The sequence below is a fragment of the Kitasatospora aureofaciens genome (assembly GCF_019192735.1).
GTDB lineage: Bacteria > Actinomycetota > Actinomycetes > Streptomycetales > Streptomycetaceae > Kitasatospora > Kitasatospora aureofaciens_A.
The window spans coordinates 169,938-194,092 of record NZ_JAHTKP010000002.1 but is presented as its reverse complement, the minus strand read 5'-3'; the positions used below and the strand labels follow the sequence as shown (position 1 = coordinate 194,092).

The window sequence follows — 24,155 nt, the reverse complement described above, 5'->3', positions numbered from 1 at the left end:
GGGGCCGCCGAGTGGCCGCCGCCGGAGGGGGCTCCGACACTGGGAGAGGCTGCCGGACCGCCCCGGCCCGTCGGCCCCTCACCGGAAGGAGACGGCCGCCATGGCCATCTGCGTCACCTGCGGAAACGACTACTGGCTCGCCTTCGAGATCAAGACGATCACCGGCGACACCTACACCTTCGACAGCTTCGAGTGCGCCATGGAGAAGCTTGCGCCGCGCTGTGAGCAGTGCCAGGTCCGGATCGTGGGCCACGGCGTGGAGGTGGCCGGCCGGTTCTTCTGCTGCGCCAACTGCGCCCGCGTCAACGGCGGCCTCGGCGAGCAGATCCGCGACGCCGTCGGCTCGCATCCCGCCTGACCCGCACGGCCGGAGGCATGGCGCACCCGGCCTGGCCGTTGGCCTGGCCGGGAGGCGGAAAGGGGGCGGAAGAGTCGGCCTGTACGCCGGGTTCTGTCTCCCGGGCTGCTTGCGCGGCCCGGGGAGGCGGCCATCCATCTAGGACTGCCGTTGCCGACAGCCTCGTGCGGTCTACCCGCGAGCTCGGGCGAGCAGCCCTCGAACACTCGCGCACGGCGCCCGAGGGCACCGATCTTGACCTTGCTCCAGGTGGGGTTTACCGAGCCGGCCGGGTCACCCCGGTCGCTGGTGGTCTCTTACACCACCGTTTCACCCTTACCCGTCGCCTGAGCGGCGGGCGGTCTGTTTTCTGTGGCACTGTCCCGCGGGTCACCCCGGGTGGGCGTTACCCACCACCCTGCTCTGTGGAGCCCGGACGTTCCTCGGCGGGTCAGGGACCCGTCGCGACCGCCCGGCCGGCTCTTCCGCCGTAGTGGTCATCGTAGCCGCTCGGACGGAGCCTCCCGTACTCCGGCCCGGGCCACCGGCGCATCCCCGCCGAGCCGGGCCGCGACCCGGGCGGCGCCCGCGGTGGCCCACGGGGTGGTGGTGGCCAGGCCGAGCGCGAGGATCGCGCCGCCCAGGCCGACCAGGATCCACCAGCCGGCGTGGCTGGCCGCCGCGAAGCCGGTGGCGACCGGGCCGACGACCGCCGAGGTGACGACCGTACCGATCACCGCCACCCCGAGCGACTGCCCGACCTGCCGGCTGGTCGACGCGACGGCGGCCGCCACGCCCGCCTGGGCGCGCGGCATGCCGGAGACGGCGGCGTTGGTGATCGGCGCGTTGACCATGCCGAAGCCGAAGCCGAACAGCGCGTACGCGACGAGCAGCAGCACCGCCGGGGAGTCCGCCGTCAGCCGGGTGAGCAGCACCCCGCTCGCGGCGAGGCCGAGCCCGGCCGCGACCAGCGGGCCGCGCGGGCCCCGGCTGCCGACGATCCGTCCGGACAGCGGCGCGCAGACCAGCATCATCCCGGCCATCGGCAGCGTCCACAGGCCCGCCTCGACCGGGCCGTAGTGGCGGACGTCCTGCAGGTAGAGGGTGTTGAGGAAGAGAAAGCCGCCGAGCCCGGCGAAGGCGCAGACCGCCGTGACGGTGGCGCCGGTGAACGGCGGGCTGGCGAAGAACCGCGGGTCGACCAGCGGCTCGGCCACCCGCCGCTCCCACAACGGGAAGGCGACCAGCGCGGCCCCGGCGGTCGCGGCGAGGGTGAGGATCAGCGGGGACGTCCAGCCGTTCCCGGGGCCCTCGATGATGGCGGCGGTGCCACAGCCGAGCAGGACGATCATCAGCAGCTGCCCGACCGGGTCCAGTCGGCGCGGCCGCGGCGCGCGCGACTCGGGGACGTAACGGGCGGTCAGGATTATGGCGACCAGGGCGACCGGAACGTTGATCAGGAAGATCGACGGCCAGCCCGCGCCGTCCACCAGGAAGCCGCCGAGCAGCGGCCCGAGCGCCATCGAGATGCCGACCACACCGCCCCACACCCCGATCGCGCGGGCCCGCTCCCTCGGATCGGTGAAGGTGTTGGTGATGATCGACATCGCCACCGGGTTGAGCATCGAGCCGCCCACCGCCTGCAGCGCGCGGAACGCCACCAGCCACTCCAGGCTCGGCGCCAGGCTGCACAGCAGCGAGCCGAGCGCGAAGCACAGCAGCCCGGTCTGGAACACCCGACGGCGGCCGAACCGGTCCGCCACCGAGCCGAACAGCATCAGCAGCGAGGCCAGGACCAGGGTGTACGCGTCGATGATCCACTGCAGACCGGAGGCCGGGGCGTCCAGATCGCGCTGGATCGCCGGCAGGGCGATGTTCACCACGGTGTTGTCCAGGCCGACGATGAACAGGCTCAGGCAGCAGATCGCCAGGACGAGCAGGCGGCGGTGCCGCCCGGGGACGGAGGGGGTGAGGGGTTCGGGCACGGGACGATCCTCCCACCCCCGCGAAGGTCAGACGGCGGCGAAGCGGACCGTCCGGGTGGCCGGATCGGCCGTCGCCAGGCGCACCCGGATCAGCCCGCCGAGCGGCAGCGCCGCGCGATCCGCACCGGCTCCGCCGTCCGCGGCGTCGCAGCGCGCCCGGACGGCCGGTTCGCGCAGCTGGACGGTGCCGGAGCCGGGCCGCTTCTCGTCCACGTCGATGACGACCGCCGTGAAGTCCTCGCCCTCCCGGCCGGCCAGCAGTTCGGCCTCCACCAGGTCCACGCAGGCCCGCTCGACCTCGCCCGAGCGGCGGTCCCCGCTCGCCATCAGCGCCGGTACGGCGGGCAGCGCCTCGCGCGTCCAGTCCGGCACGTCCTCCCCCGCGGCGACCGCGGCGCACACCTCCTGCGCGAACCGGTCGCCGAGCCGGCGCAGCGGGGCGGTGCAGTGCGCGTACGGCGCGGCCAGCGCGGCGTGGTCCGGATCGGCGGGGGCGGGCAGGCCGCGGGACTCGTCGAAGGCGTGGTAGCCGGCGCCGCGCAGCAGCCCGGTGCACTCGTTGAGGAACGCGGCGTTCAGCGGCACGTCCGGGTCGAGCGAGCGGATCAGCTCCGGGTACGGGAGACCCGCCGGCCAGTCGACGTCCAGGGCCTGGGCGATCCTCCGCAGCCGCTCGTACGCCTCGGCGGGCGCGGCCGGCAGGGTGCGCAGCAGGCCGACCCCCGCGTCGAGCATCAGGTCGGCCGCGGCCATGCCGGTGAGCAGCGAGATCTGGGCGTTCCAGCCGTCCGCCGGTCCGGGCGCGCGGTAGCCGAGGACGTAGCCGTGCAGGGTCTCCTCGACCTCCTGCTCCGGCACCGGCAGGCTGATCCCGCCGCGGGCGCGCTCCTGCTCCTCGCGCAGCCGGCCGACGGTGGCGAGCAGGGCGAGCTGCTCGTCGGCGCCGCCGAGGTCCACGCTGCGCTGGACGGCCGCGTAGTCGAGGCGGCGGTGCGAACGGACCAGGGCGCGGCGCAGGTCCGCCAGGACGACGGCGCCGTCCGCGTCCAGGTCCAGCTGCCAGAGCAGCGCGGGGCGGGGCTCGCCGGGCAGCAGGCTGGCGGCGTCCTCGGAGATCCGGGCGGGGTGCAGCGGGATGCGGTGGTCGGGGAAGTACAGCGTCTCGACGCGGCGGCGGGCCTCGACGTCGATCGCCCCGCCCGGGTGGACGAAGGCGGCGACGTCCGCGATCGCGTAGTACACCCGGTAGCCGCCGCCCGGGCGGCGGGTGAAGTGCATGGCCTGGTCGAGGTCGCGCGAGCCGGGCGGGTCGACCGTGAACAGCGGGAGGTCGGTGGCGTCGTACTCGGGCAGCCGGGGGCGCTCGGCCGCCTCCTCCGCCTCGGCGAGCACCTTTTCCGGCCACTCGGTGTGGATCTCCAGGCGGGCCCTGAGCTCGGCCAGTTCGGCGTTGATCCGGGCGGAGTCGGCGGCCTTGACGCGCAGTTTTCGGCGAGGCATGCAGGCCAGCGTAGGGCGAATCGGGTGATCCCGGACGGAGGCTCAGCGTCCCAGGAGGGACGGTGATCCCGGACGGAGGCTCAGCGTCCCAGGAGGGACTTCAGATCCTTGGCGGCGAGGGCGACGGTGTCGTCGTAGCCGCCGGTGGCCAGCCGGAGGACGTACGCGACCGCGTCGTCCGGGTGCGGGTCGGTGTACGGCTCGCCGTTGTAGTCCAGGAACAGCAGCATCGCCTCGAAGGCGGTGCGCTTGTTCCGGTCCACCAGCGGGTGGTTGCGGGCCAGGCTCTGGCCGAGGGCGACGGCCTTCGTCCAGAGGTCCGGGTAGGCGTCGGCGCCGAACAGGCTCGCCTGCGGGCGGCCGAGCGCGGAGAGGAGGGCGCCGAGGTCGCGGATGTTGCTGGGGCCGCCGGCGAGGTAGGTGACGTCGTCGAGGTCCAGGTACTCGGTGTTCGCGGTCACAGGTCCTTGAGCCTCTCCAGCGTCTCGGCGTTGGCCGCGCGGATGCGCGCCACCATGGCCGCCCGGCGCTCGGCCCGGTCGGGCCGGGGCTGCTCCGTCAGCGCCTCCGGCACCTCGGACTGGCGCACCTCGAAGGCCAGCTCGGCGGTGTCGTCGCCGGCCGCCGTGCCGATGACCCGCACGCGCCCGGCCATCACCGCCTGCGCGGCCGCGCGCAGCGCGAACTCCAACGCCTGCCGCGTCTCCGCCGGCATCCCGGCCGGCAGCCGCACGGACAGGGACTCCTCCACGGCATCGTCATCGCCGGGCACCAGGTCCAGGGGTTGCAGGCTCATCTCGTTCACTCTCCTTCGCCACTCACCGTAACCGTCAACGCCCACCGAGCCCACCGAATTGCCGGCCGCCGCCCACCCGACGGACAGGGGGCGCCTGCGGGGGCGGGATTTGCGTAGGGTGGCGGGGTTCGTTCGCCACAAAGTGTTGAGGAGTCCGCTGTGCTGGTGCTGTTGCCGCCCTCGGAGGGTAAGGCCGCGTCCGGGGACGGGGGGCCGGTGGCGCTCGGCGGGCTGTCGCTGCCGGGGCTCACGGCGGCGCGGGGTGAGGTGCTGGACTCGCTGGTGGGGCTCTGCCGGGGCGACGAGGACACCGCTGCCGAGGTGTTGGGGCTCAGCCCGGGGCTGCGGGGCGAGATCGCCCGGAACGCCGGGCTGCCGTCGGCCGGGGTGCGGCCGGCGGGCGAGGTGTACACCGGGGTGCTGTTCGACAACCTGGGGCTGGCGAGCCTGGACGAGGCCGCGTACGGCCGGGCGGAGCGCTCGCTGCTGGTGTTCTCCGGCCTCTGGGGCGCCGTGCGGATCACCGACCGGATCCCGCCCTACCGCTGCTCGATGGGCGTGAAACTCCCCGGCCCGGGGGCGCTCGGAGCGTACTGGCGGAGCGCGATGGCGACCGTGCTGCCGGAGGTCGCGGACGGGCTGGTGCTGGACCTGCGCAGTTCCGCGTACGCGGCGGCGTGGAAGCCGGCCGGCGAGGTGGCGTCCCGGACGGCGACCGTCCGGGTGCTCCAGGAGCGGAACGGCAAGCGCACGGTCGTCAGCCACTTCAACAAGGCGACGAAGGGCCGGCTCGTCCGGGATCTGCTGGTCGCGGGCGCCGAGCCGAAGACGCCCGGCGAGCTGATGGACGCGCTGCTGGAGCTGGGCCACCGGGTGGAGCTCGCGGCGGAGGGCACGGCCCGCAAGCCGTGGCAGCTGGACGTGGTGGTCACCGAGGTGCACTGACGGCGGGGTGCGCTGAAGGCGGAGGTGTACTGACGGCGCCGAGGCGGGGCCCGTGTCCCGCCTCGGCGTGGATCAGCGCAGGTGCGACGTGTCGTTGAGCAGCCGCACCGAGGCGTTGCCGTCCGCGTAGTACTGGACGGCGCAGAGCGAGGCTGCGGAAAGCTCCATCCGGTACAGCGAGTCCGGCGGCGCGCCGAGCGCGAGCCGGACCAACGTCTTGATCGGGCTGACGTGCGAGACGACCAGCACGGTCCTGCCGGGATTCCGGGCGAGGATCTTGTCCCGGGCGACGCCGGCCCGGTGGGTGAGCGTGGTGAAACTCTCGGTGCTGCCGGTCGGCTTGGCCTTGGCGGAGCCGAGCCAGGCGGCGAGGTCGTCCGGGTAGCGCTCCTGCACCTCGGCGAAGGTCAGGCCCTCCCAGGCGCCGAAGTCCACCTCGCGCAGCCCGTCCTCGTACCGGACCTCCAGGCCGAGCCGGGCTGCGACGGTCTCGGCGGTCTGCCGGGTGCGCCGCATCGGGGAGGCGACGACGGCCTGGATGCTGCCGCGGGCGGCGAGCGCCTCGGCGGCCCGTTCGGCCTGCCAGCGGCCCTTCTCGGAGAGCTCCGGGTCGCTGCCGCCGCTGCCGGAGAATCGCTTCTCCGGGGTGAGCGCGGTCTCGCCGTGGCGCAGCAGGACGAAGGTGGTGGGGGTGCCGAGGTCGGCCTCGGCGGCCCAGCCGGCCTTGGGGACGGCGGTCTCCAGCGGCGGCTCGGCGACGACGGCCTTCGCCGAGGTCGTCGTCGAGGTCGTCGCTGCGGCCGGCTTCTTCGGCTCCCACTGGCGCCCCGCCTTGCCGGCGTCCATGGCCTCGTTGGCCAGCCGGTCGGCGTCCTTGTTCCGCTCGCGCGGGATCCAGGTGTACGTCACCCGGCCGCGCGGGAGGATGGTCCGCGCCTCGGCAGCGAGCGGCTGCATGTCGGGGTGCTTGATCTTCCAGCGCCCGGACATCTGCTCGACGACCAGCTTGGAGTCCATCCGGACGTCCACCGAGGCGTCCGGGTCCAGCTCCCGGGCCGCCTTGAGGCCGGCGATCAGGCCCTTGTACTCGGCCACGTTGTTGGTGGCGTGGCCGATGAACTCGGCGGCCTCGGCGATGATCTGCCCGGTGTCGCCGTCCCGGACCACCGCGCCGTAGCCGGCCGGCCCCGGGTTGCCCCGGGACCCGCCGTCCGCCTCGACGATGAAGCGCGCCGCCACCGGGTCAGACGCCCGATTCGGCGGTACGGACCAGGATCCGGGAGCAGTTCTCGCAGCGGACGACCTTGTCGGCCGGCTCGGCCTTGATGGCGTTCAGCTCGGTGATCGAGAACTCGGTGCGGCAGCCCTCGCAGCGGCGCTGGTAGAGGCGGGCCGCGCCGACGCCGCCCTGCTGCTCGCGCAGCTTGGTGTAGAGCTTCAGCAGGTCGGCCGGGACGACGGCGACGACGGTCTCGCGGTCGCGGCGGACCTTCTCGGCCTCGCCGTCGATCTCGGCGAAGGCGGCGTCCCGGCGGGTCTCGGCCTCGGTGAGGACGACGGTGGAGTGCTCCAGGCGGGCGGTCAGCTCGTCGACCCGGGCCTGGGCGGTCTCCAGGCGCTCCATGACGTCCAGCACGACCTCCTCCAGGTCGCCCTGGCGCTTGGCGAGCGAGCCGATCTCGTGCTGGAGGTTCTCCAGGTCCCTCGGCGAGGTGATCGCGCCGGAGTCGAGGCGCTGCTGGTTGCGGGCGGAGCGGGTGCGGACCTGCTCGACGTCCTGCTCGGCCTTGGTCAGCTCGCGGGCGGTGTCGCCCTGCTGGGCCTGGGCGGCGACCACGAGGTCCTTGAGCGCGGTGTGGTCGGCGGTGACCTTCTCGATCTCGGCGTGCTCGGGCAGGCTCCGGCGCCGGTGGGCCAGCTGGTCGAGCTTCGAGTCGATGGCCTGGAGGTCGAGCAGGCGGATCTGGTCGGCGGGCGCGGCGTTCAAGCGGAAAGCTCCTGTGAATCGGGTCAGGCGGTGAAGGACATGGGGGCGTGCGCGGTCCACGGGTCGGTGACCCGGTGGGAGACCTTGGTCTCCACGGCCCAGCCGCGCTTGTCGGCGGCGGCCCGCAGGGCCCGCTCGGCCAGGGTGAGCCAGGGCCACTCGGTGGCCCAGTGCGCGGCGTCGACCAGCGCGACCGGTGCCGCCTCGGCGGCCTCGGACGCCGGGTGGTGGCGCAGGTCGGCGGTGAGGTAGACGTCCACGCCGGCCGCCCGGACCTCGGCGAAGAAACTGTCGCCGGAGCCGCCGCACACCGCGACCCGGCTGACCAGCCGGGCCGGGTCGCCGGAGACGCGGACGCCGGCGGCGGTGGCGGGCAGGCCCTTGGCGACCTGCTCGGCGAAGGCGGAGAGGGTCAGCGGGGGTTCCAGCAGGCCGATCCGTCCGGTGCCGCGGCGGCCGAGCGGGTCGGTCGGGTCCGGCACCAGCGGGCCGGTGACCCGGACGCCGACGGCCTCGGCGAGCGCGTCCGAGACGCCGGGGTCGGCGTGGTCGGCGTTGGTGTGCGCGACGTGCAGGGCGATGCCGTTGCTGATCAGCGTGTGCACCACCCGGCCCTTGAAGGTGGTGGCCGCGACGCTGGTGGTGCCGCGCAGATAGAGGGGGTGGTGGGTGACGACCAGGTCGGCACCCCACTCCACGGCCTCGTCGACGACGGCCTGCACGGGGTCGACGGCGAACAGGACGCGGCTGACCTCGGCCTGAGGGTCCCCGCAGACCAGGCCGACGGCGTCCCAGGACTCTGCCCACTGCGGCGGGTAGACCCCTTCGAGCGCGGTGATGACGTCGGACAGTTTCGGCACCTGTCGAGACTACCGTGCGCGCGGGGGCGGTCGGGCCTCGGCGGCTCTCCGCTGGGGCTTTGAGGGCGGGTGGGGGCGGGTCTTAGGGGTGGGCAGGGGCTCGCGGGGTCGCACGCGGGACGCTCGCGCGGCGCTGGTGGGGGCGCTTCGGACGTGGGTGCCGCCGGCGTACGGATGCGCGTCAACCGGCGACGGGAGGCGCCGGGGCGGGGCGTTGCGGGCCGTGCACGCCGGTGCGCCGGGCGCCTGCTGCTCACACCGCGCCCCTCGCGCACATTCGAAACCCGCTCCGGATCACCCTTATGAGTGAAGTGACCCGCTTCGCGTTGAGCCTCCCCTGCCTCGAAAGTAACTTCAGTTCTGCGAACGGGAGTTGCCCCGGCAGTAACTCCGAGCGAGGGGCCGCCGGCAGCAGCCCCGACCCGGGGTCGGGAGACCGGCCCGGGGCCGGGAGGACGCTCCGCCGGACGCGGGCCCGGAGCCCGCCGGGGTCCGGACGGCACTCCCGCTCCTTCCGAGGAAACCGATCAGGCCGTGCCGCGCCCGGGCGCCGGAGCAGTGGGCACCCGCGGGCAGCGGCCGAGACGAAGGGATGTGAATGCAGATGGGGGCGGGCACATCGCTGCGTACGGCCGGGGACAGGGGATCGACGGGCGGCGGACCGGATGGGGCCGGTCCGTGGCCGGAGGTGACGCGGGCGGCGCTGGCCGGCGCCGGAGGCCGGGGAGGCGGCGGGGACTGGGACGTCACCGTCGAGGGCTTCTGGTGCACGGCCAGGCCGTCCACGCCTTCGGCGTCTTCAGGAGTTTCAGAGCCTTCAGGGGCTTCCGGGGCTTCCGGGGCTTCCGGGGCTTCCGGGGCTTCCGGGGCTTCCGGGGCTTCCGGGGCTTCCGGGGCTTCCGGGGCTTCATCCTTACCCGGCCAGGGCTGGAAGCTGCACGTGAGCGCGGCCTCGGCGGTGGGGGAGGCGGTGCTCGCCGCCGTCGTGCGGGTGCTCGCCGACGACCCGTGCACGTTCAAGTTCGCGGCCGGGGAGCAGCGGCTGCGGGAGATCAACTCCCGTAACAGCGACCGCGGTTCGGCGGGCAAGTTCATCACCGTCTACCCGGCGGACGACGAGCAGTTCCGGCGGCTCGCCGCCGCGCTCGACCGGGCGACGGCCGGGCTGCCCGGGCCCGCCGTGCTCTCCGACCGGCCGTACCGGCCCGGCAGCCGGGTGCACTACCGGTACGGCGCGTTCGCGGCGCGGGCGGAACTCGGCAACGACGGCGAGTACCGGTCGGTACTGCGCGGGCCGGGCGGGGAGCGGGTGGTGGACGTCCGCGGGGCGTCGTACCGGGCGCCGGGGTGGGTGCGGGATCCGTTCGCTGCCGCCTCGGCGGTGTCGGGAACGTCTTCGGCGTCGGGGGCCCGGCGTCGGGGTGGGGTGCTGCTCGCCGGGCGGTACGCGATCACGTCGGCCGTCCGGCACGGTACCAAGGGCGGGGTGTTCCTCGGCCGGGAGGCCGCGAGCGGCACCGAGGTCGTGGTCAAGCAGGCCCGCGCCCACATCGAGACCGACCGCGCCGGCACCGACGCCCGGGACGCCCTGCGGCACGAGGCCGCACTACTGACCCGGCTCGCGGGGCGCGATCTGGCGCCGGCTGCGATCGAACTGATCGAGCAGGACGACTCCGTCTTCCTGGTGCAGGAACGAATCGCCGGACAGCCGCTGGGCAGCTGGGTCACCGCCCGCCTGCGGCGCGACGGCACCCCCGACGTCGACTGGACCGAGGCCGAGCCGATCGCCCGGGCGTTGCTCGACCTCGTCTCCCGGGTGCATGCGGAGGGGCTGGTGCTGCGCGACCTCTCCCCCGGCAATGTGATGGTCCGCCCGGACGGCACCCTGCGGCTCGTCGACCTCGAACTCGCCGCCGAGGCCGGCCGCCCCGCCGGCTCAGCCGGCACCCCCGGCTACCGCGCCCCCGAACAGGGCCCCGGCCGGCTCACCGTGGTCACGGACGGCACCTGCCTCGCCGACCCCGCCGCCGACCTGTACGCCCTCGGCGGCCTCTACTTCCTCCTCGCCACCGGCCACGACCCCGTGCTCCCCGAGGACCTCCCCCAGGCCCGCCCGGTCACCGAACGCCTCACCCGCTGGCTCACCCTCGCCGCCCGCACCGGCACCACTGCCCGACGCCTGGCACCGGCCATCCTCGCCCTCCGGGCCGAGGAGGCGGCGGAGCGGTGGAGCCTGGCCCAGGTTCGCGAGGCACTTTTCGACGACAGCCGCCAGGCGCCGGCCGCCGCTGGGCAGCAAAGCGACACGTCCGCCGCCGCTGCCGCCAGTGCACGCGTCGAAGGCCTGGCCGAGGGCGCCGGCCCTTCGACGGCCGTGGCCGCCACCGTGGCTTCAGCGGCTGCCACCGGCCGGCCCAGCGCCGAGGGCGGCCGCTCGGCATCCGCCGCCACGGCACCGCCGTCCACTGCCCCGCAGCGACGCACCTCCACGGCCCACCTATCGCACGGCGTGCCTGCCGCCGCCCGGCGGCTGGGTGGTGTGGGCGCGCCGGTTGCCTCCGGCGCCGATCGGTGCGCGGCCGACCTCGATCGGGTGCTGCATGACGGGCTGCGTCACCTCGCCGGCACTGCCACGCCCGGGCGGCGTGATCGGCTGTGGCCCGTCGTGCCGGCCGGAGAGCGGACGGATCCCTGCAATGTGCAGCACGGCGCCGCCGGGGTGCTGGCAGTGTTGGCGCGGGCGGTGCTCGTGGACGGGCTTCCAAGTAACGTGCGGGCGGCGGCTCGGCGGACGGTGCAGGTGGCTGCCGAGTGGGTCGAGCGGCGCTGTGCCGCTGAGCCGGTCGTTCTGCCCGGGCTGCATTTCGGCCGCTCCGGTGCCGCCTGGGCGCTGCTCGACGCCGCCCGTGCGCTCGGGGACGACGGACTGGCCGAGCGTGCGGCCGCGACCGCCCGGCGCGTGCCCGTCGAATGGCCCAATCCCGATGTCTGCCACGGCGCAGCGGGCGCCGGATTCACCCAACTCCGTTTCGCTGCCGATGCTTTGGACGGAGACGCGGACGCCTTCCTCGCCCGCGCCGCCCGCTGCGGCCACGCTCTCCTCGGCGCCGCCCGGCGCGAGCCGTACGGGCTCGTTTGGCCGGTGCCGACGGATTTCGACTCGGCGCTCGCCGGGATCACCCATCTGGGGTTCGCGCACGGCGTGGCCGGCGTCGGTGCCTTCCTGCTCGCCGCCGCCGAGGCAACCGGCGATCGGGCGTTGTTGGCGGGCGCCGCCGAGGCGGGCCGTACGCTGGCCGCGACCGTCCGCCGCGAGGCCGGGGCCGCCTGGTGGCCGCAGAGCGCGGACGACGCGCAGCACGTCCGCCTCGCACACTGGTGCAGTGGCGCGTCCGGTGCCGGCACCTTTCTCCTTCGCCTCTGGCAGGTGACCGGCGACGCCACCGCCCACGAGCTGGCGCTCGCCGCCGGGCGGGCCGTCCTGGCCGGCCGCTGGCACAGCGGCGTGAGCGCCTGCCACGGCCTGGCCGGGAACGGCGAGTACCTGCTCGATCTTGCCGAGGCCACGGGGTCACCCGAATTCTGCACCGGGGCCGAGGAGTTGGCCGAGCTTATCGCCGCCCGCTCCGCCCTCCGGAACGGCCTGCTGGTGCTGCCGGACGAGACCGGCACGGGTTGCGCAGCCGGGTACGGCACCGGTACGGCGGGTGCGCTGGCCTTCCTGCTCCGGTGGCGACACGGCGGTCCCCGGATCTGGGTGGACCCGGCGCCGCCCGCCGTCCGCCAACTGCCGTCCTCCGCAAGCGAGGTGAGTCCGGCGTGAACGTGGCCACCCGTACCGTGACACAGGCGCTGCGCCGGTTGAGCTTCACCTTTGCGGCCGACGGCAGCCACGCCGCCTGCCTCGCCTCCGCCGCCGACGGCGGTTGGTACGCCGAGAGTTGGCGCCTCCCCGTGGACGACCGCCCGGCCGAGCCGACCGCGCTGCCGTTGTCCGGGAACCGTTCGGAGAGCCTGCGTTCGCAGCTGGTCTCGCTGCCGGACAGCTCGGTCCTGGTCTGCCGGCACGACGGCGAGCGGCACGATCTCGTCCGCCTCGGACCCAGCCAAAACGGTTCCGCAGAGCAGCAGTTGGCGACTCTCCGGATGCCCGGCCTGCGCCTGCTGCCGCTCCCGTCGCGCCCCGGTTCCGGCGCGCGCACGCCGGTGGCGGTCGCGCTCGGCACCGACACCCGCCCGGCGACCACGGTCTGGCTGGTGCGAGTGGACGGCAGCGAGCCCGAACAGGTCGCCGAGGTACCGGGATTGCACGGCGGCGGCGTCTGGCTGGACCACGCCGGTGCGCTGCTCGCGCTGGACCGGGTGAGCGCGGGGATCGTCCGCAGTGTCGTGCTGGACCTGCGCAGCGGCGCGGTCACCCCGCTGCTGGAGATCGGCGAGCACAGCAACGACCGGCTGGTGCTGTTCGATCCGGACAGCCGGTTCGCGATGGTGCGCAGCGACGCGCCGGGCACCGATCGGCTGGGCTGGGGCATGCTGGGCGGCGGCGATCCGCTGCACTTTCCGGAGTGCCTGCACGTCGCGGGGATGTTCCTGCGGCCGGTGGCGCTGCGGCAGGCGGCGGACGGGCCGCGGGTGGCGGTGCAGATCGACCACGGCGCGGGTTCGGCGCTGGCCCTGTGGCGGCCCGCGATGGGCCGGCTGGATCCGCTGCCGGTGCCGCCGGGCCGGCTCGGCGCGGTCGGGCACTGGGGGGAGGCGGGGCTGCGGATGCCGTACTCGTCGCCCGATCATCCGGCGGCGCTGGCCGCCCTGGACGTGGACACGCTGCTGGCGCACGGCCCGGCGCCCGCCGTTTCCGGCCCGATGCCGTTGCCGCTGCAACTGGCGCCGCTGGGTTCGGGGCTGCCCGGACCTTGGCGGGACACCGTACTGACCTGGCAGCCCGGCGGTCCGCACATCTCCCGCACGCCGCTGGAGGGTTGGCGACTGGATGGCAGCACGCCGCCCGGGGACGGCGGCCGCTGGAAGTCCGCCCAGAGTCTCGAACTGGCGGGCCCGGCCGGTCCGTTGGAAGCAGTGGTGTACGGCGGGGACGCCTGGCTGAGCAGTCCGCACCTGGTGCTTGCGCTGCACGGCGGCCCGGCGGACGCCTGGCGCCTGGAGTTCGACCCGGCCCTGCAGCGGATGGCGGCGGAGGGGCTGGCCGTCGTCGCGCCGAACCAGCGTGGATCCACCGGCTACGGGGTGCCGCACGCGATGGCCATCCGGGGTGCCTGGGGCGGGCCGGACCTGGACGACGTCCTGTACCTGCTGGACGGCATCGCGGGGCAGCGGGCGGCGCTCGGCCTGGAGCCGCCGGCCCTGTTCGGCGTCAGCTACGGCGCGTTCCTGGCGCTGCTGGCGGCGGCGCACGCCCCGGCCGAGCACGTGGCGCGCTGCGCGGTGGTCGCGCCGTTCCTGTCCGGCGCCCGGCTGCTGGCCGAAGCCGCGCCCCCCGTGCGGGCGTTGACCACCCGGCTGGGCGGCGGCGAGCCGATCGCGGACGCCCGGGGGCCGCGCGACGTGCTCCAGCTCGCGCACCGGCTGAGCGCCCCGCTGCTGGTGGTGCACGGCAACCGGGACGAGGTCGTGCCGGTGAGCCAATCCCGTTCGCTGCGGCACGAGTTGCTGCGGATCGGCCGGGTCGAGGGCGCGGACTTCCGGTACGTCGAGGCGGCCGGGTCCGGGCACGAGGTGCTGGCCGAGGAGGGCGCGGCCGTGCTGCACGAGCTGCTGGCCGCCTTCCTGCGGACCGGCCGGCCGGGCTGACCGGCGGGGGCCGGCCGGCCGGGCTGACCGGTCAGGGCCGACCGGCCGGGGCCGACCCGCCCCACCACTCACAGACTCCCGGGCCCGACGGTCCGGGGCACCACCCCGGTGCGGCGTCCCGAGCCGCCCGGGGGCCAACACCCGATGCCCGCAGGCAGATTGCGGCGGGCGCGTTCCAAGGGGAGGAACCGATCATGGAGAACATGGTGGACTTCGAGACCGACCTCGCGGCGCTCCAGGAGCTGCCGGAGACCGAGTCCGTCGAGCTGACCGGCCACGGCGGCGGCTGCCAGTACACCTGCCTCATCCTGACCTGCCTGATCTTCACCGTCAGCTGATCACGCTGGTGAAGCGGCCGGTCACCCGGTGATCCGTGGCGCCGTTCCCGCCTGTCCGGACAGGCGGGAACGGCGCCGTCCTCTTTCCTATGTCCAACTCACCGACGGGAGCCACGACTTGCCCCGCCGCCCCACCGGCTGGACCCTCGCGCTGGGCCTCGCCCTGCCCGTCGAGGCCGCCACCACGCTCGCCCTGCCCGCCGTCCTGGCCGGGGCCGTCGACGCCGTCCTCGGTGGCGCGGACCGGTCCGGGGTCGTCGCGTTCGCCCTGCTCGCCCTGGTCCTGGGCACGGCCGCCGCCGCCAACGCCACCGCCGCTGCCGCCGGACCGGCCTGCGCGGCCGAGGCCACCGCCGCGCTGCGCGGACGCCTCGTCCGCCACCTGCTCGCCCTCGGGCCCGGCGGCCGGCTGCACGACGGCCCCCCGCCCGGCGACCTGGCCGCCCGCGTGGTCGGCTCCGCCGGCGACGCGGGCGGGCGCCGGCCGGCCGTACTCGGCGCGGCCACCGCCCTGCTCACCTCGGCGGGCGCGGTCGTCGGCCTCGGGGTGCTGTCGCCGTGGCTGGCGCTGGCGTTCTTCGCGGGGGTCGTGCCTGGCGTGGTGCTGATCCGGCTGTTCCTGCGCGACGCCGGACCAGCGTTCGTCCGCTACCAGGAGGTGCAGGCCGAACTCGCCGCACGCCTCACCGGCGCCCTCGCCGGGCTGCGCAGCATCCACGCGGCGGGCGCCGAACAGCGCGAGGCCGCACGGGTGTTGGCGCCACTGCCCGAACTGTCGGCGGCCGGGAGCGCGCTGTGGGCGGCGCAGCGCCGCACCGCGTGGCAGGCGACGCTGCTGATCGCGGCCGTCGAGGTCACCGTGCTGACGACGGCGGGCGTGCTGCTCGCGGACGGCGCGCTGGCGCCCGGCGCCCTGGCGGCGGCGGCCGGTTGGGCGGCGCTCGGGGCGGGCCTGTTCGAGCAGGTCGAGTCGCTGGTCGGGGTCGCCCACGCGCGCGCCGGGCAGAACCGCGCCGACGAGCTGCTCGCCCTCCGGCCGGCTCCCACCGGTACGGCCGTCCTACCGGCGGGCGGCGCCGGGGAGCTCGCCTTCCGCGGCGTGGTGGTGCGCGACGGCGAGCAGGTGCTGCTCGGGCCGCTCGACCTCACCGTCCCGGGCGGGCGGACGCTCGCCGTGGTCGGGCGCTCCGGCTCCGGCAAGTCGCTGCTGGCCGCGCTGCCCGGGCGGTTGCGCGATCCGGACGAAGGCGCGGTGCTGATCGACGGCGTTCCGGTCGACGCGCTGGCGCCCACCGAGCTGCGGCACGCGGTCGGCTACGCCTTCGAGCGGCCCGCGCTGGTCGGCCGTACGGTCCGCGACGCGCTCGCCGGCGCCGGCCCCGCCGAGGCCGCGGCCGCCCGCGCGGACGGCTTCCTCCGGCGGCTGCCCCGGGGGTGGGACACACCACTCGACGAACTCCGGCTGTCCGGCGGCGAGTTGCAGCGGCTCGGACTGGCCGGGCTGCTGGCGCAGCCTGCGCGGGTGGTCGTGCTGGACGACGCCACCTCGGGGCTCGACCTCGCCACCGAGTACCAGGTCACCGAGGCCCTCGACCGCGCCACCCTCGGCCGCACCCGCGTGGTGATCGCCCACCGCGCCACGGTCGCCGCCCGCGCCGACCTGGTCGCCTGGCTCGACGCCGGCCGGCTTCGTGCCCTCGCCCGCCACGTCGACCTCCTCGCCGACCCTGACTACCGCGCCGCCCTGTCCGACTCCACCCTCCACGCGGCGACCACCTGATGGGCCGCCACCGCACCCCGCGCGCAGGAAGTCGGCCGGATCGACTTCCTGCTCCTGCGTATGCCGTGCCGCCCACGGCAGCAGGAGACCGGCCTGCGCCCGTACCCGCGCATCCCGCCGACACGGAAAGTCGGCCCCGCCGACTTCCTGCGCCGCGCCGCCCGGCAGAGCCCTCCACCCCACCCCGCGCAGGAAGTCGACGACGTCGACTCCCCACTCCCACCTCCCCCGGGTGGACGCTCCTCCTCCACCAGCTCGCCACCACACGCCGCCCGCTGCTGCGGCTGCTCGCCTGGTCCGCGGTCGAGGCGATGCCGCCGTTGCTCTCCGGGCTGCTCGTGTCGGCCGCCGTGGATCGCGGGTTCCTCGTCGGACGGCCGGGGGTCGGGGTGGCGTGGCTGGCCGGGTTCGGTGCGGCGATGGCCGTGCGGGCGTATGCGGCGCGGGCCGGGTTTCCGCATCTGGCAGCCGTCGTGGAGCCGTTCCGGGACGCCCTCGTCGAACGGGTGGTGCGCGGCGCGCTCGCCCGCCCCACCGCCGGCCCGGCGGAGGTCGCGCGGCTCACCGAACAGGTCGAGTCCGCACGGCAGTTGACCGCCACCCTGCTGCGCACCCTGCGCGGGGTCGGGGTCACGCTGGCCGCCGCCCTGCTCGGCCTGACACTGCTCGCGCCCGCCGTCCTCCCGCTGGTCCTGCTGCCGCTGCTCGCCGCCGGCCTGCTCTTCACACGCCTGCTGCGCCCGCTGGTGGAGCGCCGCCGGGCGGTCGTCCTGGCCGAGGAGCGGCTCGCCGCCGAGGCGGGCCGGGCGCTGCACGGTCTGCGCGACGTCCAGGCGACCGGCACACAGACACAGGTCGGCGCTCAGCTGGCCGAGACCGCCCGGCTGAGCGCCGCCGCCTCCCGCGCCCTGGGCCGGTCCTCGGCCCTGCGCGCGCTCGTCGTCGCGCTGGGCGGCCGCCTGCCGGTGCTGGCCGTGCTCGCGGCCGCGCCGTGGCTGCTCGCCCACGACGCCCTGACACCCGGCGAGCTACTGGGCGTAGCGACGTACCTGCTCCAGCAACTCGACCCGGCGGTACGGACGCTGGCCGGCACGGTCGGCGGCTGGCTGCTCGGCCTCACCGTGGTCCTGGACCGCCTGGCCATCACCTCCGCCCACCCGACCACGCCCGACCCCGCGCCGTCCGACCCCGCGCCGTCTGCCCCTGAACCATCCCTCCGCCTCACCGCCCTCCACTACACCCACGCCCCCACCGCCGCCCCCGTCCTCGACGGGCTCCACGCCACACTCGCCGCCGGCGAGCACATCGCCGTGGTGGGCCCGAGCGGGACGGGCAAGTCGACGCTGGCCGCGCTGCTCGCCGGGCTGCTGCCGCCTACCTCCGGCGAGCTGGCCATCGACGGCGTCCGCCCGAGCAGCCTCCCGGCCGCCGACCGCGCCCGGCTCGTCGCGCTGCTCCCGCAGGAGGCGTACGTCTTCCCCGGCCCCCTGCGCGAGAACCTGACCTGGCTCGCCCCGACCGCCGCCGACTCCCAACTCGCCCACGCCACCGCCCTCCTGGGCGCCGACGTACTCGTCGCCCGGCTCGGCGGACCGGACGCCGTACTCACCGACCCCGCCGCCCTGTCCGCCGGGGAACGCCAACTGCTCGCGCTCGTCCGGACGTACCTCTCCCCCGCGCCCGTCGTGGTGCTCGACGAGGCGACCTGCCACCTGGACGCCGCCGCCGAGGAGCGCGTCGAGCGGGCCTTCGCCGCCCGCCCGGGCACGCTGGTCGTCGTGGCACACCGGATCAGTTCGGCCCTGCGCGCGGACCGCGTCCTGATGCTGGACGGAGGCCGCGGCATCCTCGCCCGGCACGGCGATCTGCAGGTGCTGTCCCCGCTCTACCGGGAGCTGGTCGGCCACTGGCTGGGGTCGGCCGTGCCGGGCACCGCCGTACCGCCCGCGGGGTCCGTGTCGTGATCTCGATAGGATCTCGTCCGTCCCGGCCGTTATGGTGGCCGGGGCACGGGCCGCGATCACCGGCTGTGGCGTGTACCCAGCGCCCGAACGGGGACCCGACCGCGCATCCACAGTGCCGGGCGGGCGCCGATGCATCCGCAACCACCGCACGGAAGACGATTCTGATGTCCGACACCCTCACCGACACCACCGGATCCGCGTTCCACGGGACCGACGCCGACGAGACCACGGCCGAGGACAACGCGTCGCACGGCCGCCACCGCGGCGGGTCCGCCGCCGACGACCGTCCCGAGGCCGGCCCGCACGGCCGGCACCGCGCCGCCGCCGACCAGGGCTGACCGGCGGGCCGGCCGACGGCCGGCCGCACCGACCGCAAGGGCCCGCCGGGGAACACCCCGGCGGGCCCTTCGCCGTATCAGCCCAGCGTGACGACCGCGATCACCCCAGCGTGACGACCGTCCGCAGCGCCTCGCCGCTGCGCATCTGCGCGACCGCCTCGTTCACGTCCGCCAGCCCGACCCGGTGCGTGACCATGCCGTCCAGGTCGATCCGCCCGGCCCGCCACAGGTCCACGACCAGCGCGATCGTGGACGCCACCGTCGCCCCGCCGTACAGCGAGGGCAGCAGGCGCTTCTCGTTGAAGAACAGCTCGCCCATGGTGAACTGCGCCAGGTCGTCCTGCGCACCGGCGCCGATCACCACCACCGCGCCGCCGCGCCGCGCCGCGTCGTACCCGGCCCGGACGGTGGCCGACCGGCCGACCGCCTCGAAGACGTAGTCGAACCCGCCGCCCGGCAGGCCCTTCGCGGTGGCCTTCAGCTCCTCCGGGGCGATCGCGTCGGTCGCGCCGAAGGCCAGGGCCCGCTCGCGCCGCGACACCACCGGGTCGACCACGGTGATCCGGCCCGCCCCGCAGACCCGGGCACCCTGCACGGTCGCCACCCCGACGCCGCCCGCGCCGATCACCGCCACCGAGGCGCCCGGCTCCACCCGCGCGGTGTTGACGGCGGCGCCGACGCCGGTGGTCACCCCGCAGCCGATCAGCGCGGCGGCCTCGTACGGCAGGTCGGCGGGCACCTTGATCACGGCATCGGCGGCGACCACCACCTCCTCGGCGAACGACCCGGTGCCGTAGAACCCGGACGCCTCCACGGCCGCGCCGCCGCCCTCGAACCGGAACCCGGGCGCGCCGAGGCGCCGCAGGCTCGCGATGCAGAGGTGGCCGCGGCCCCGCTCGCAGTGGGCGCAGCTGCCGCAGGGCGCCATCCAGCACAGCACCACGCGATCGCCCGGGGCGAGACCCCGCACCCCCTCGCCGACCTCCACGACGTCCCCCGCCCCCTCGTGCCCGGGCACGAACGGCGCCGGCTGCGGCAGCACGCCGCTCATGGCCGAGAGGTCGGAGTGGCACAGGCTCGCCGCCCGCATCCGCACCCTCACCATGCCGGGCCCGAACCCGACCGCCGTCACGTCCTCCCGGACGTCGAGCGTGTCCTGGCCGGTCTTGTGCAGGACGGCTGCGCGCATGGGGCTGCTCCCGGTGTGCCTCGGATCCGCTGGTCGCGCCGATTCTGACACGCCCGCCGGAAGAGGACTGGAACACGTTCCAGAACCACCCCGCTCACCGAGGCTCGCTCGGGCAGTGGGGGCGGGATGAGGGAGGAGGCGAGCACCGGGCACGGCGAGGGGCCGGGCGTACTGTCGAGTAGGGTCCGTTCGACCGTAGTCACCCATCGCGCAAGGAGCCGCCGTATGTCCGATCTACTGGAGAGCACCCGTCCGGCGGACGAGGTGGTGGCGGCGTTCGAGGCGGCGACCGGGTTCATGCCCGTCGACGAGGGGCTCGCGCTGTACGCGGCGGCGGTGACGGCGGCGCGGCAGACCGGGTTGCCGGTGCTGGAGATCGGGACGTACTGCGGGCGGTCGGCCGTTCTGCTGGCAGCGGCGGCCCGGGAGACGGGGACGGTCGCACTGACGGTGGACCATCACCGGGGTTCGGAGGAGCAGCAGCCGGGGTGGGAGTACCACGACCCGACGCTCGTGGACCCCGAGGTCGGGCTGATGGACACGCTGCCGACGTTCCGCCGGACGCTGCACGCGGCCGGGCTGGAGGAGTACGTGGTGGCGCTGGTCGGGCGTTCGCCGCGGATCGCGGCGCTGTGGGGGCATCCGGTGGGCCTGGTGTTCATCGACGGCGGGCACACCGACGAGCACGCGACCGGCGACTACGAGGGCTGGGTGCCACATCTGGCGCCGGAGGGTCTGCTCGTGGTGCACGACGTGTTCCCGGACCCGGCGGACGGCGGTCAGGCGCCGTACCGGGTGTACCTGCGGGCACTGGAGGAGGGCTTCGAGGAGGTCTCGGTGACGGGATCGCTGCGCGTGCTGCGCAGGCGTCCGCAGATGCTCTAACGTCGTGCCGGGGCTGTCGTGCGGGGGTTCGAACGGTACGGTGTCCGCGCAGCACCAGGCAGAGCATCGGCGGACGGTGGGGGCTAGCGGCACATGACGGATCAGCACAACACCGCTCCGGCGGTCTGGGATCCGACCGCGCGCGGCGGCGCGGGTGGCTGGGTGCGCGGCCCGCAGCAGCCCGCCTCCCCCGGACCGGCCCAGACGCCCCCCGGACCGGCCCAGACACCCCCGGCGCCGCCCGTCGCCCCGCCGCCCGCCCCGGGCGCGGTGGGCGACCAGGGCCCGCCGCTGGGCGCCCGCCCGTACCTGGCGACCGCCCCCGGCTACGACGCCCCCAATGCACCCGCCTTTCCTGCCGCGCCCCCGGCCCCGCCGCCCACCACGCCACCGCCCACGTCGCCGTTCCCCGCCCACGCCACCGCGCAGGCCGCCGGGCACACCTCCGCGCAGGCCCCCGGCCCCGGCTACCAGTACCCGCCGCGGCCCCCGTACCCGGCTCAGCCCGACTACCCGGTCGGCTACGAGGACCTGGACGACCACGAGGACCGCTCCAACAACCGCAAGGCGCCGCTGCTGATCGGCTTCGCCCTCCTCCTGGTGCTGGCGGTCGGCGGCGGCCTGCTGATGGCGGTCAAGGGCAACGACAAGAAGGACCAGGCCGCGCCCGCCCCGTCCGCGGCCAGCACCGCGGCGACGCCGTCCGAGAACCCGCAGCCGGCCCCGCCGACGAACGGTACGGCCGGCGCCCCGAGCACCGCCGCGACCGACCCGGCCTCGGCGAGCGCGACGCCCAGCGCGACCGCGACCGCCGCCGGGCCCAACGCCAAGACCCAGGCCGCCGCCCTGGACGACCTGCTCACCCAGGGCGAGAGCGCGAAGGCCCCGATCGGCAGCGCGGTCGCGAAGGTGACCAGCTGCCCGGCGAAGCCCGACATCGAGAGCGCCGCGCAGGTCTTCGACAACGGCGCCAAGCAGCGTGACGACCTGCTGCGCAAGCTCGCCGGCATGAGCACCTCGGACGTGCCGGGCGGCGCGGACGCCGTCCAGTCGCTGAAGTCGGCCTGGCAGCTGTCGGCGGACATCGACCGGGCGTACGCGGCGTGGGCGCGCGCGGTCGCCGGCCAGGGCTGCTCCGGCAAGGCCCCGACCACCCCGGACAAGAAGCACGCCGACGAACTCAACCCGCAGGCCACCCAGGCGAAGTCGGACTTCGTGGGCAAGTGGAAGCCGATCGCCGACATGTTCGGCCTCACCCCCCTGACCCAGGACAGGATCTGAACCACCCGTGACCGGCTCGACGCACCGACCACACCGCCGTTCCGCCCTGCTGCGCGTCACCACGGTGGTGGGCGCGGCCGTGCCGCTCTGCATGGCGGGATGGCTCGGCTGGCAGGCCGTCAGCGGCAACGCCCCGGCGGCCTCCACGGCCGCAACGACCACGGCCGCCGCCGTGCCAACCAGCGCTGCCACCACGACAACAGCGACGGCAACGCCCACGCCGACGCCCACGCCCGCCCAGACCCGACCGGAAGCCGCCCCGCCGTCGACGGCGCCCGCCCCGACCCCGTCGGACACGCCCACCGCCCTCACCGGCCGCACGATCCTCCTCGACCCCGGCCACAACCCCGGCAACTTCTCGCACCCCACCGAGATCAACCGCCAGGTCGACATCGGCAACGCCCACAAGGAGTGCGACACCACCGGCACCGAGACCAACTCCGGCTACACCGAGGCCGACTACACCCTCGACGTCTCCCGCCGGGCCCGCGCGATCCTCGCCGCCCGCGGCGCCACCGTGGTGCTGACCCAGGACGGCGACCGCCCCTGGGGCCCGTGCATCGACGAGCGCGCCAAAGCGGCCGCCGACGCCCACGCCGACGTGGCGCTCTCGGTGCACGGGGACGGCGGGCCGGCGAGCGGCAGCGGATTCCACGTGATCCTGCCCGCCAAGGTGGTCGCCGGGAAGGCGGACAACTCGGCGATCGTCGAACCGTCGCACCGGCTCGGCCTGTTGCTGCGCGAGCAGTTCCAGACCGCGACCGGTGAGCCGTACGCCGACTACACCGCCGGTGACGGCCTGGACACCCGCTCCGACCTGGGCGGCCTCAACCTCTCGACGGTACCCAAGGTGTTCATCGAGTGCGGTAACATGCGCAACTCGGCGGACGCGAAGCGGATGACGGACCCTCAGTGGCGGCAGAAGGCGGCCCAGGGGATCGCCGACGCGCTGACGGCGTTCCTGACCACGCGGTAGGGACGTTCCGGCGCCGAGCGGCGGGCAACGGGGAGGTCCGCGGCGGTCCGGGAAGGCTCGTCCGGCCCGAGCCGTTTGCAACGACTTCGCCCCATTCCCGGTCCCGCTGTGCACCGGCGGGGCGGTTGGCCCTAGGCTTCTGGTCCGTTCGGGGGTTTTCGGCTGGTCGGCCCGACCGAACGAACCGCCGTCCACGACACGTCAACGAGGGGAACGTAAGTGAATCTGCGCGCTCTCACCAGGGGAGACGCCGCCGTCGCAGGCGCGGCCGTCCTGCTTTTCATCGCCTCCTTCCTGCCCTACTGGACCTACAGCAGCAGCTGCGTCGGGGCGTACTGCGGCGCGAGCGTCAGCAACTCGCAGAACGCGTGGAGCACGGAGCTGTTCCCCATCCTGCCCTCCATCTACCTGCTGGGCATCGCCGCCGCCGTGCTGATCCTGCTGCAGCGGTTCCAGGGCCCGGCCGTGGCCAACCGCCAGGTGCTCGGCCTGCGGCTGGACCAGTGGGGCATCGCGTTCGCGGTCGCCGCGCTGTGGACCTCGATCTGGTCGCTGGGCGGCGGCCCCTCGGGCACGAACTTCGGCCACGGGTTCGGCGCCTGGCTGGGCCTCATCTCGCTGGTCGTGCTCGCCGGCGCGGCCGCGGCCGGCCCGCTGGTGCCCGCACTGAAGGCGCCGCTGGTGACCGACCGTCCGGCCGTCCCGTACCAGGGCGGTTACCCGATGCCGGGTCAGCCCGGCCAGCCGGGTGCGCCCGGTCAGCCCGGCCAGTACGGCTACCCGGTGCCGGGCCAGGACCCGAACCAGGCCCCGGGTTACGGTGCCCAGCCCGGCGGCTACGGCTACCCGGCCCCGGGTGCGCCCGGCCAGCCCGGCCCGCACGACATCACCCCGGCGGCCGCCCCGCAGCCGATGCCGGCCCCGGCCCCGGCGGCCGACTTCGCGCCGTTCTGGTTCGCCGTCCCGTCCCCGCGTCCGCTGGCGCCGAAGGACAACCCGGTGGGCGCCCCGATCGGCGAGCTGGTCCCGGGCACCTGGTACCTGGCGGTCGAGCAGCGCGGCACCGCGCTGGTCGCCCAGCTCCAGGACGGCACCCAGGGCGTGCTGGCCGACACCACGGGCATCCAGCGCGGCTGACGTCCGAGCACCGCAGCCCAGCACCACAGATATGCGGAAGGGGCGG

General features: G+C 75.3%; 20 protein-coding genes and 1 other RNA gene. 12 read left to right on the top strand and 9 right to left on the bottom strand.

Translation table 11 applies throughout. The annotated features are described in order from the left end of the window. The first annotated feature begins 100 nt into the window (after positions 1-100). Positions 101-358 carry a Prokaryotic metallothionein gene (locus KV557_RS02940; protein ID WP_218198002.1) on the top strand — a complete coding sequence of 86 codons (258 nt, stop codon included), beginning with the start codon at positions 101-103 and terminating at the stop codon, positions 356-358. Between the two features lie 66 nt (positions 359-424). Here KV557_RS02940 and rnpB read toward each other — a convergent pair. From rnpB to KV557_RS02915, 5 genes are all read right to left on the bottom strand, one after another. Then, positions 425-821: RNase P RNA component class A (rnpB, locus tag KV557_RS02935), an RNA gene on the bottom strand. A 13-nt stretch (positions 822-834) separates the two neighbouring features. Beyond that, positions 835-2,322, bottom strand: coding sequence for an MFS transporter (locus KV557_RS02930; RefSeq protein ID WP_218198001.1), 1,488 nt, complete (start codon positions 2,320-2,322; stop codon positions 835-837). Positions 2,323-2,349: 27 nt separating this feature from the next. Next, on the bottom strand, positions 2,350-3,822 hold the full coding sequence (locus KV557_RS02925) for an RNB domain-containing ribonuclease (protein WP_218198000.1): 1,473 nt from the start codon (positions 3,820-3,822) through the stop codon (positions 2,350-2,352). A gap of 80 nt (positions 3,823-3,902) precedes the next feature. Next, positions 3,903-4,283 (bottom strand): type II toxin-antitoxin system death-on-curing family toxin, encoded by a 381-nt coding sequence (locus KV557_RS02920; RefSeq protein ID WP_308129740.1) that lies wholly within the window; start codon positions 4,281-4,283, stop codon positions 3,903-3,905. Next, a complete protein-coding gene (locus KV557_RS02915) occupies positions 4,280-4,618 on the bottom strand; it encodes a hypothetical protein (RefSeq protein ID WP_218197999.1) in 339 nt (112 codons plus the stop codon). The genes KV557_RS02920 and KV557_RS02915 overlap by 4 nt, the downstream gene beginning before the upstream one ends. A 159-nt stretch (positions 4,619-4,777) precedes the next feature. On the opposite strand from KV557_RS02915, the gene yaaA reads away from it, so the two are divergent. Further along, complete coding sequence (yaaA, locus tag KV557_RS02910; protein ID WP_218197998.1) at positions 4,778-5,563, top strand: peroxide stress protein YaaA; 786 nt, start codon at positions 4,778-4,780, stop codon at positions 5,561-5,563. Between the two features lie 72 nt (positions 5,564-5,635). Here yaaA and KV557_RS02905 read toward each other — a convergent pair whose 3' ends face one another. The 3 genes from KV557_RS02905 to KV557_RS02895 are packed head-to-tail and all read right to left on the bottom strand — an operon-like array spanning position 5,636 to position 8,410. Further along, the gene (locus tag KV557_RS02905) at positions 5,636-6,802 is read right to left on the bottom strand and encodes a bifunctional RNase H/acid phosphatase (protein ID WP_218197997.1); all 1,167 of its coding nucleotides are present in this window, start codon (positions 6,800-6,802) and stop codon (positions 5,636-5,638) included. A gap of 4 nt (positions 6,803-6,806) precedes the next feature. Then, the gene (locus KV557_RS02900) at positions 6,807-7,550 is read right to left on the bottom strand and encodes a zinc ribbon domain-containing protein (RefSeq protein WP_218197996.1); all 744 of its coding nucleotides are present in this window, start codon (positions 7,548-7,550) and stop codon (positions 6,807-6,809) included. Positions 7,551-7,573: 23 nt separating this feature from the next. Beyond that, a complete protein-coding gene (locus tag KV557_RS02895; protein WP_218197995.1) occupies positions 7,574-8,410 on the bottom strand; it encodes a Nif3-like dinuclear metal center hexameric protein in 837 nt (278 codons plus the stop codon). A 598-nt stretch (positions 8,411-9,008) separates the two neighbouring features. Between KV557_RS02895 and KV557_RS02890 the strand changes: the two genes are divergently transcribed. The 6 genes from KV557_RS02890 (at position 9,009) to KV557_RS02865 (ending at position 18,641) form a co-directional block, all read left to right on the top strand. Next, positions 9,009-12,233, top strand: a complete 3,225-nt coding sequence (locus KV557_RS02890; protein ID WP_445156339.1) for a class III lanthionine synthetase LanKC N-terminal domain-containing protein — start codon at positions 9,009-9,011, stop codon at positions 12,231-12,233. Next, on the top strand, positions 12,230-14,221 hold the full coding sequence (locus tag KV557_RS44365) for a S9 family peptidase (protein ID WP_218197993.1): 1,992 nt from the start codon (positions 12,230-12,232) through the stop codon (positions 14,219-14,221). Before KV557_RS02890 ends, KV557_RS44365 begins: the two co-directional genes overlap by 4 nt. 194 nt (positions 14,222-14,415) lie before the next feature. Then, positions 14,416-14,559 carry a VenA family class IV lanthipeptide gene (locus tag KV557_RS02880; RefSeq protein ID WP_218197992.1) on the top strand — a complete coding sequence of 48 codons (144 nt, stop codon included), beginning with the start codon at positions 14,416-14,418 and terminating at the stop codon, positions 14,557-14,559. 118 nt (positions 14,560-14,677) lie between these two features. Then, the gene (locus KV557_RS02875) at positions 14,678-16,339 is read left to right on the top strand and encodes an ATP-binding cassette domain-containing protein (protein ID WP_256176841.1); all 1,662 of its coding nucleotides are present in this window, start codon (positions 14,678-14,680) and stop codon (positions 16,337-16,339) included. 311 nt (positions 16,340-16,650) lie between these two features. Then, a complete protein-coding gene (locus KV557_RS02870) occupies positions 16,651-18,303 on the top strand; it encodes an ATP-binding cassette domain-containing protein (protein WP_218197991.1) in 1,653 nt (550 codons plus the stop codon). Between the two features lie 164 nt (positions 18,304-18,467). Beyond that, positions 18,468-18,641, top strand: a complete 174-nt coding sequence (locus KV557_RS02865) for a hypothetical protein (RefSeq protein WP_218197990.1) — start codon at positions 18,468-18,470, stop codon at positions 18,639-18,641. A 100-nt stretch (positions 18,642-18,741) separates the two neighbouring features. Here the strand turns inward: KV557_RS02865 and KV557_RS02860 are convergent, their stop codons facing one another. After that, on the bottom strand, positions 18,742-19,830 hold the full coding sequence (locus tag KV557_RS02860; RefSeq protein WP_218197989.1) for an alcohol dehydrogenase catalytic domain-containing protein: 1,089 nt from the start codon (positions 19,828-19,830) through the stop codon (positions 18,742-18,744). A 225-nt stretch (positions 19,831-20,055) separates the two neighbouring features. Here KV557_RS02860 and KV557_RS02855 point away from each other — a divergent pair, with 225 nt between their 5' ends. The 4 genes from KV557_RS02855 (at position 20,056) to KV557_RS02840 (ending at position 24,109) form a co-directional block, all read left to right on the top strand. Continuing rightward, complete coding sequence (locus tag KV557_RS02855) at positions 20,056-20,715, top strand: class I SAM-dependent methyltransferase (RefSeq protein WP_218197988.1); 660 nt, start codon at positions 20,056-20,058, stop codon at positions 20,713-20,715. 93 nt (positions 20,716-20,808) lie between these two features. After that, positions 20,809-21,996, top strand: a complete 1,188-nt coding sequence (locus KV557_RS02850) for a hypothetical protein (protein WP_218197987.1) — start codon at positions 20,809-20,811, stop codon at positions 21,994-21,996. 7 nt (positions 21,997-22,003) lie between these two features. Next, positions 22,004-22,972: an N-acetylmuramoyl-L-alanine amidase gene (locus KV557_RS02845; protein ID WP_308129739.1), complete on the top strand. Its 969-nt coding sequence runs from the start codon at positions 22,004-22,006 to the stop codon at positions 22,970-22,972. Between the two features lie 219 nt (positions 22,973-23,191). Continuing rightward, positions 23,192-24,109 carry a hypothetical protein gene (locus KV557_RS02840; protein WP_218197986.1) on the top strand — a complete coding sequence of 306 codons (918 nt, stop codon included), beginning with the start codon at positions 23,192-23,194 and terminating at the stop codon, positions 24,107-24,109. The last annotated feature ends 46 nt before the right edge of the window (positions 24,110-24,155 follow it).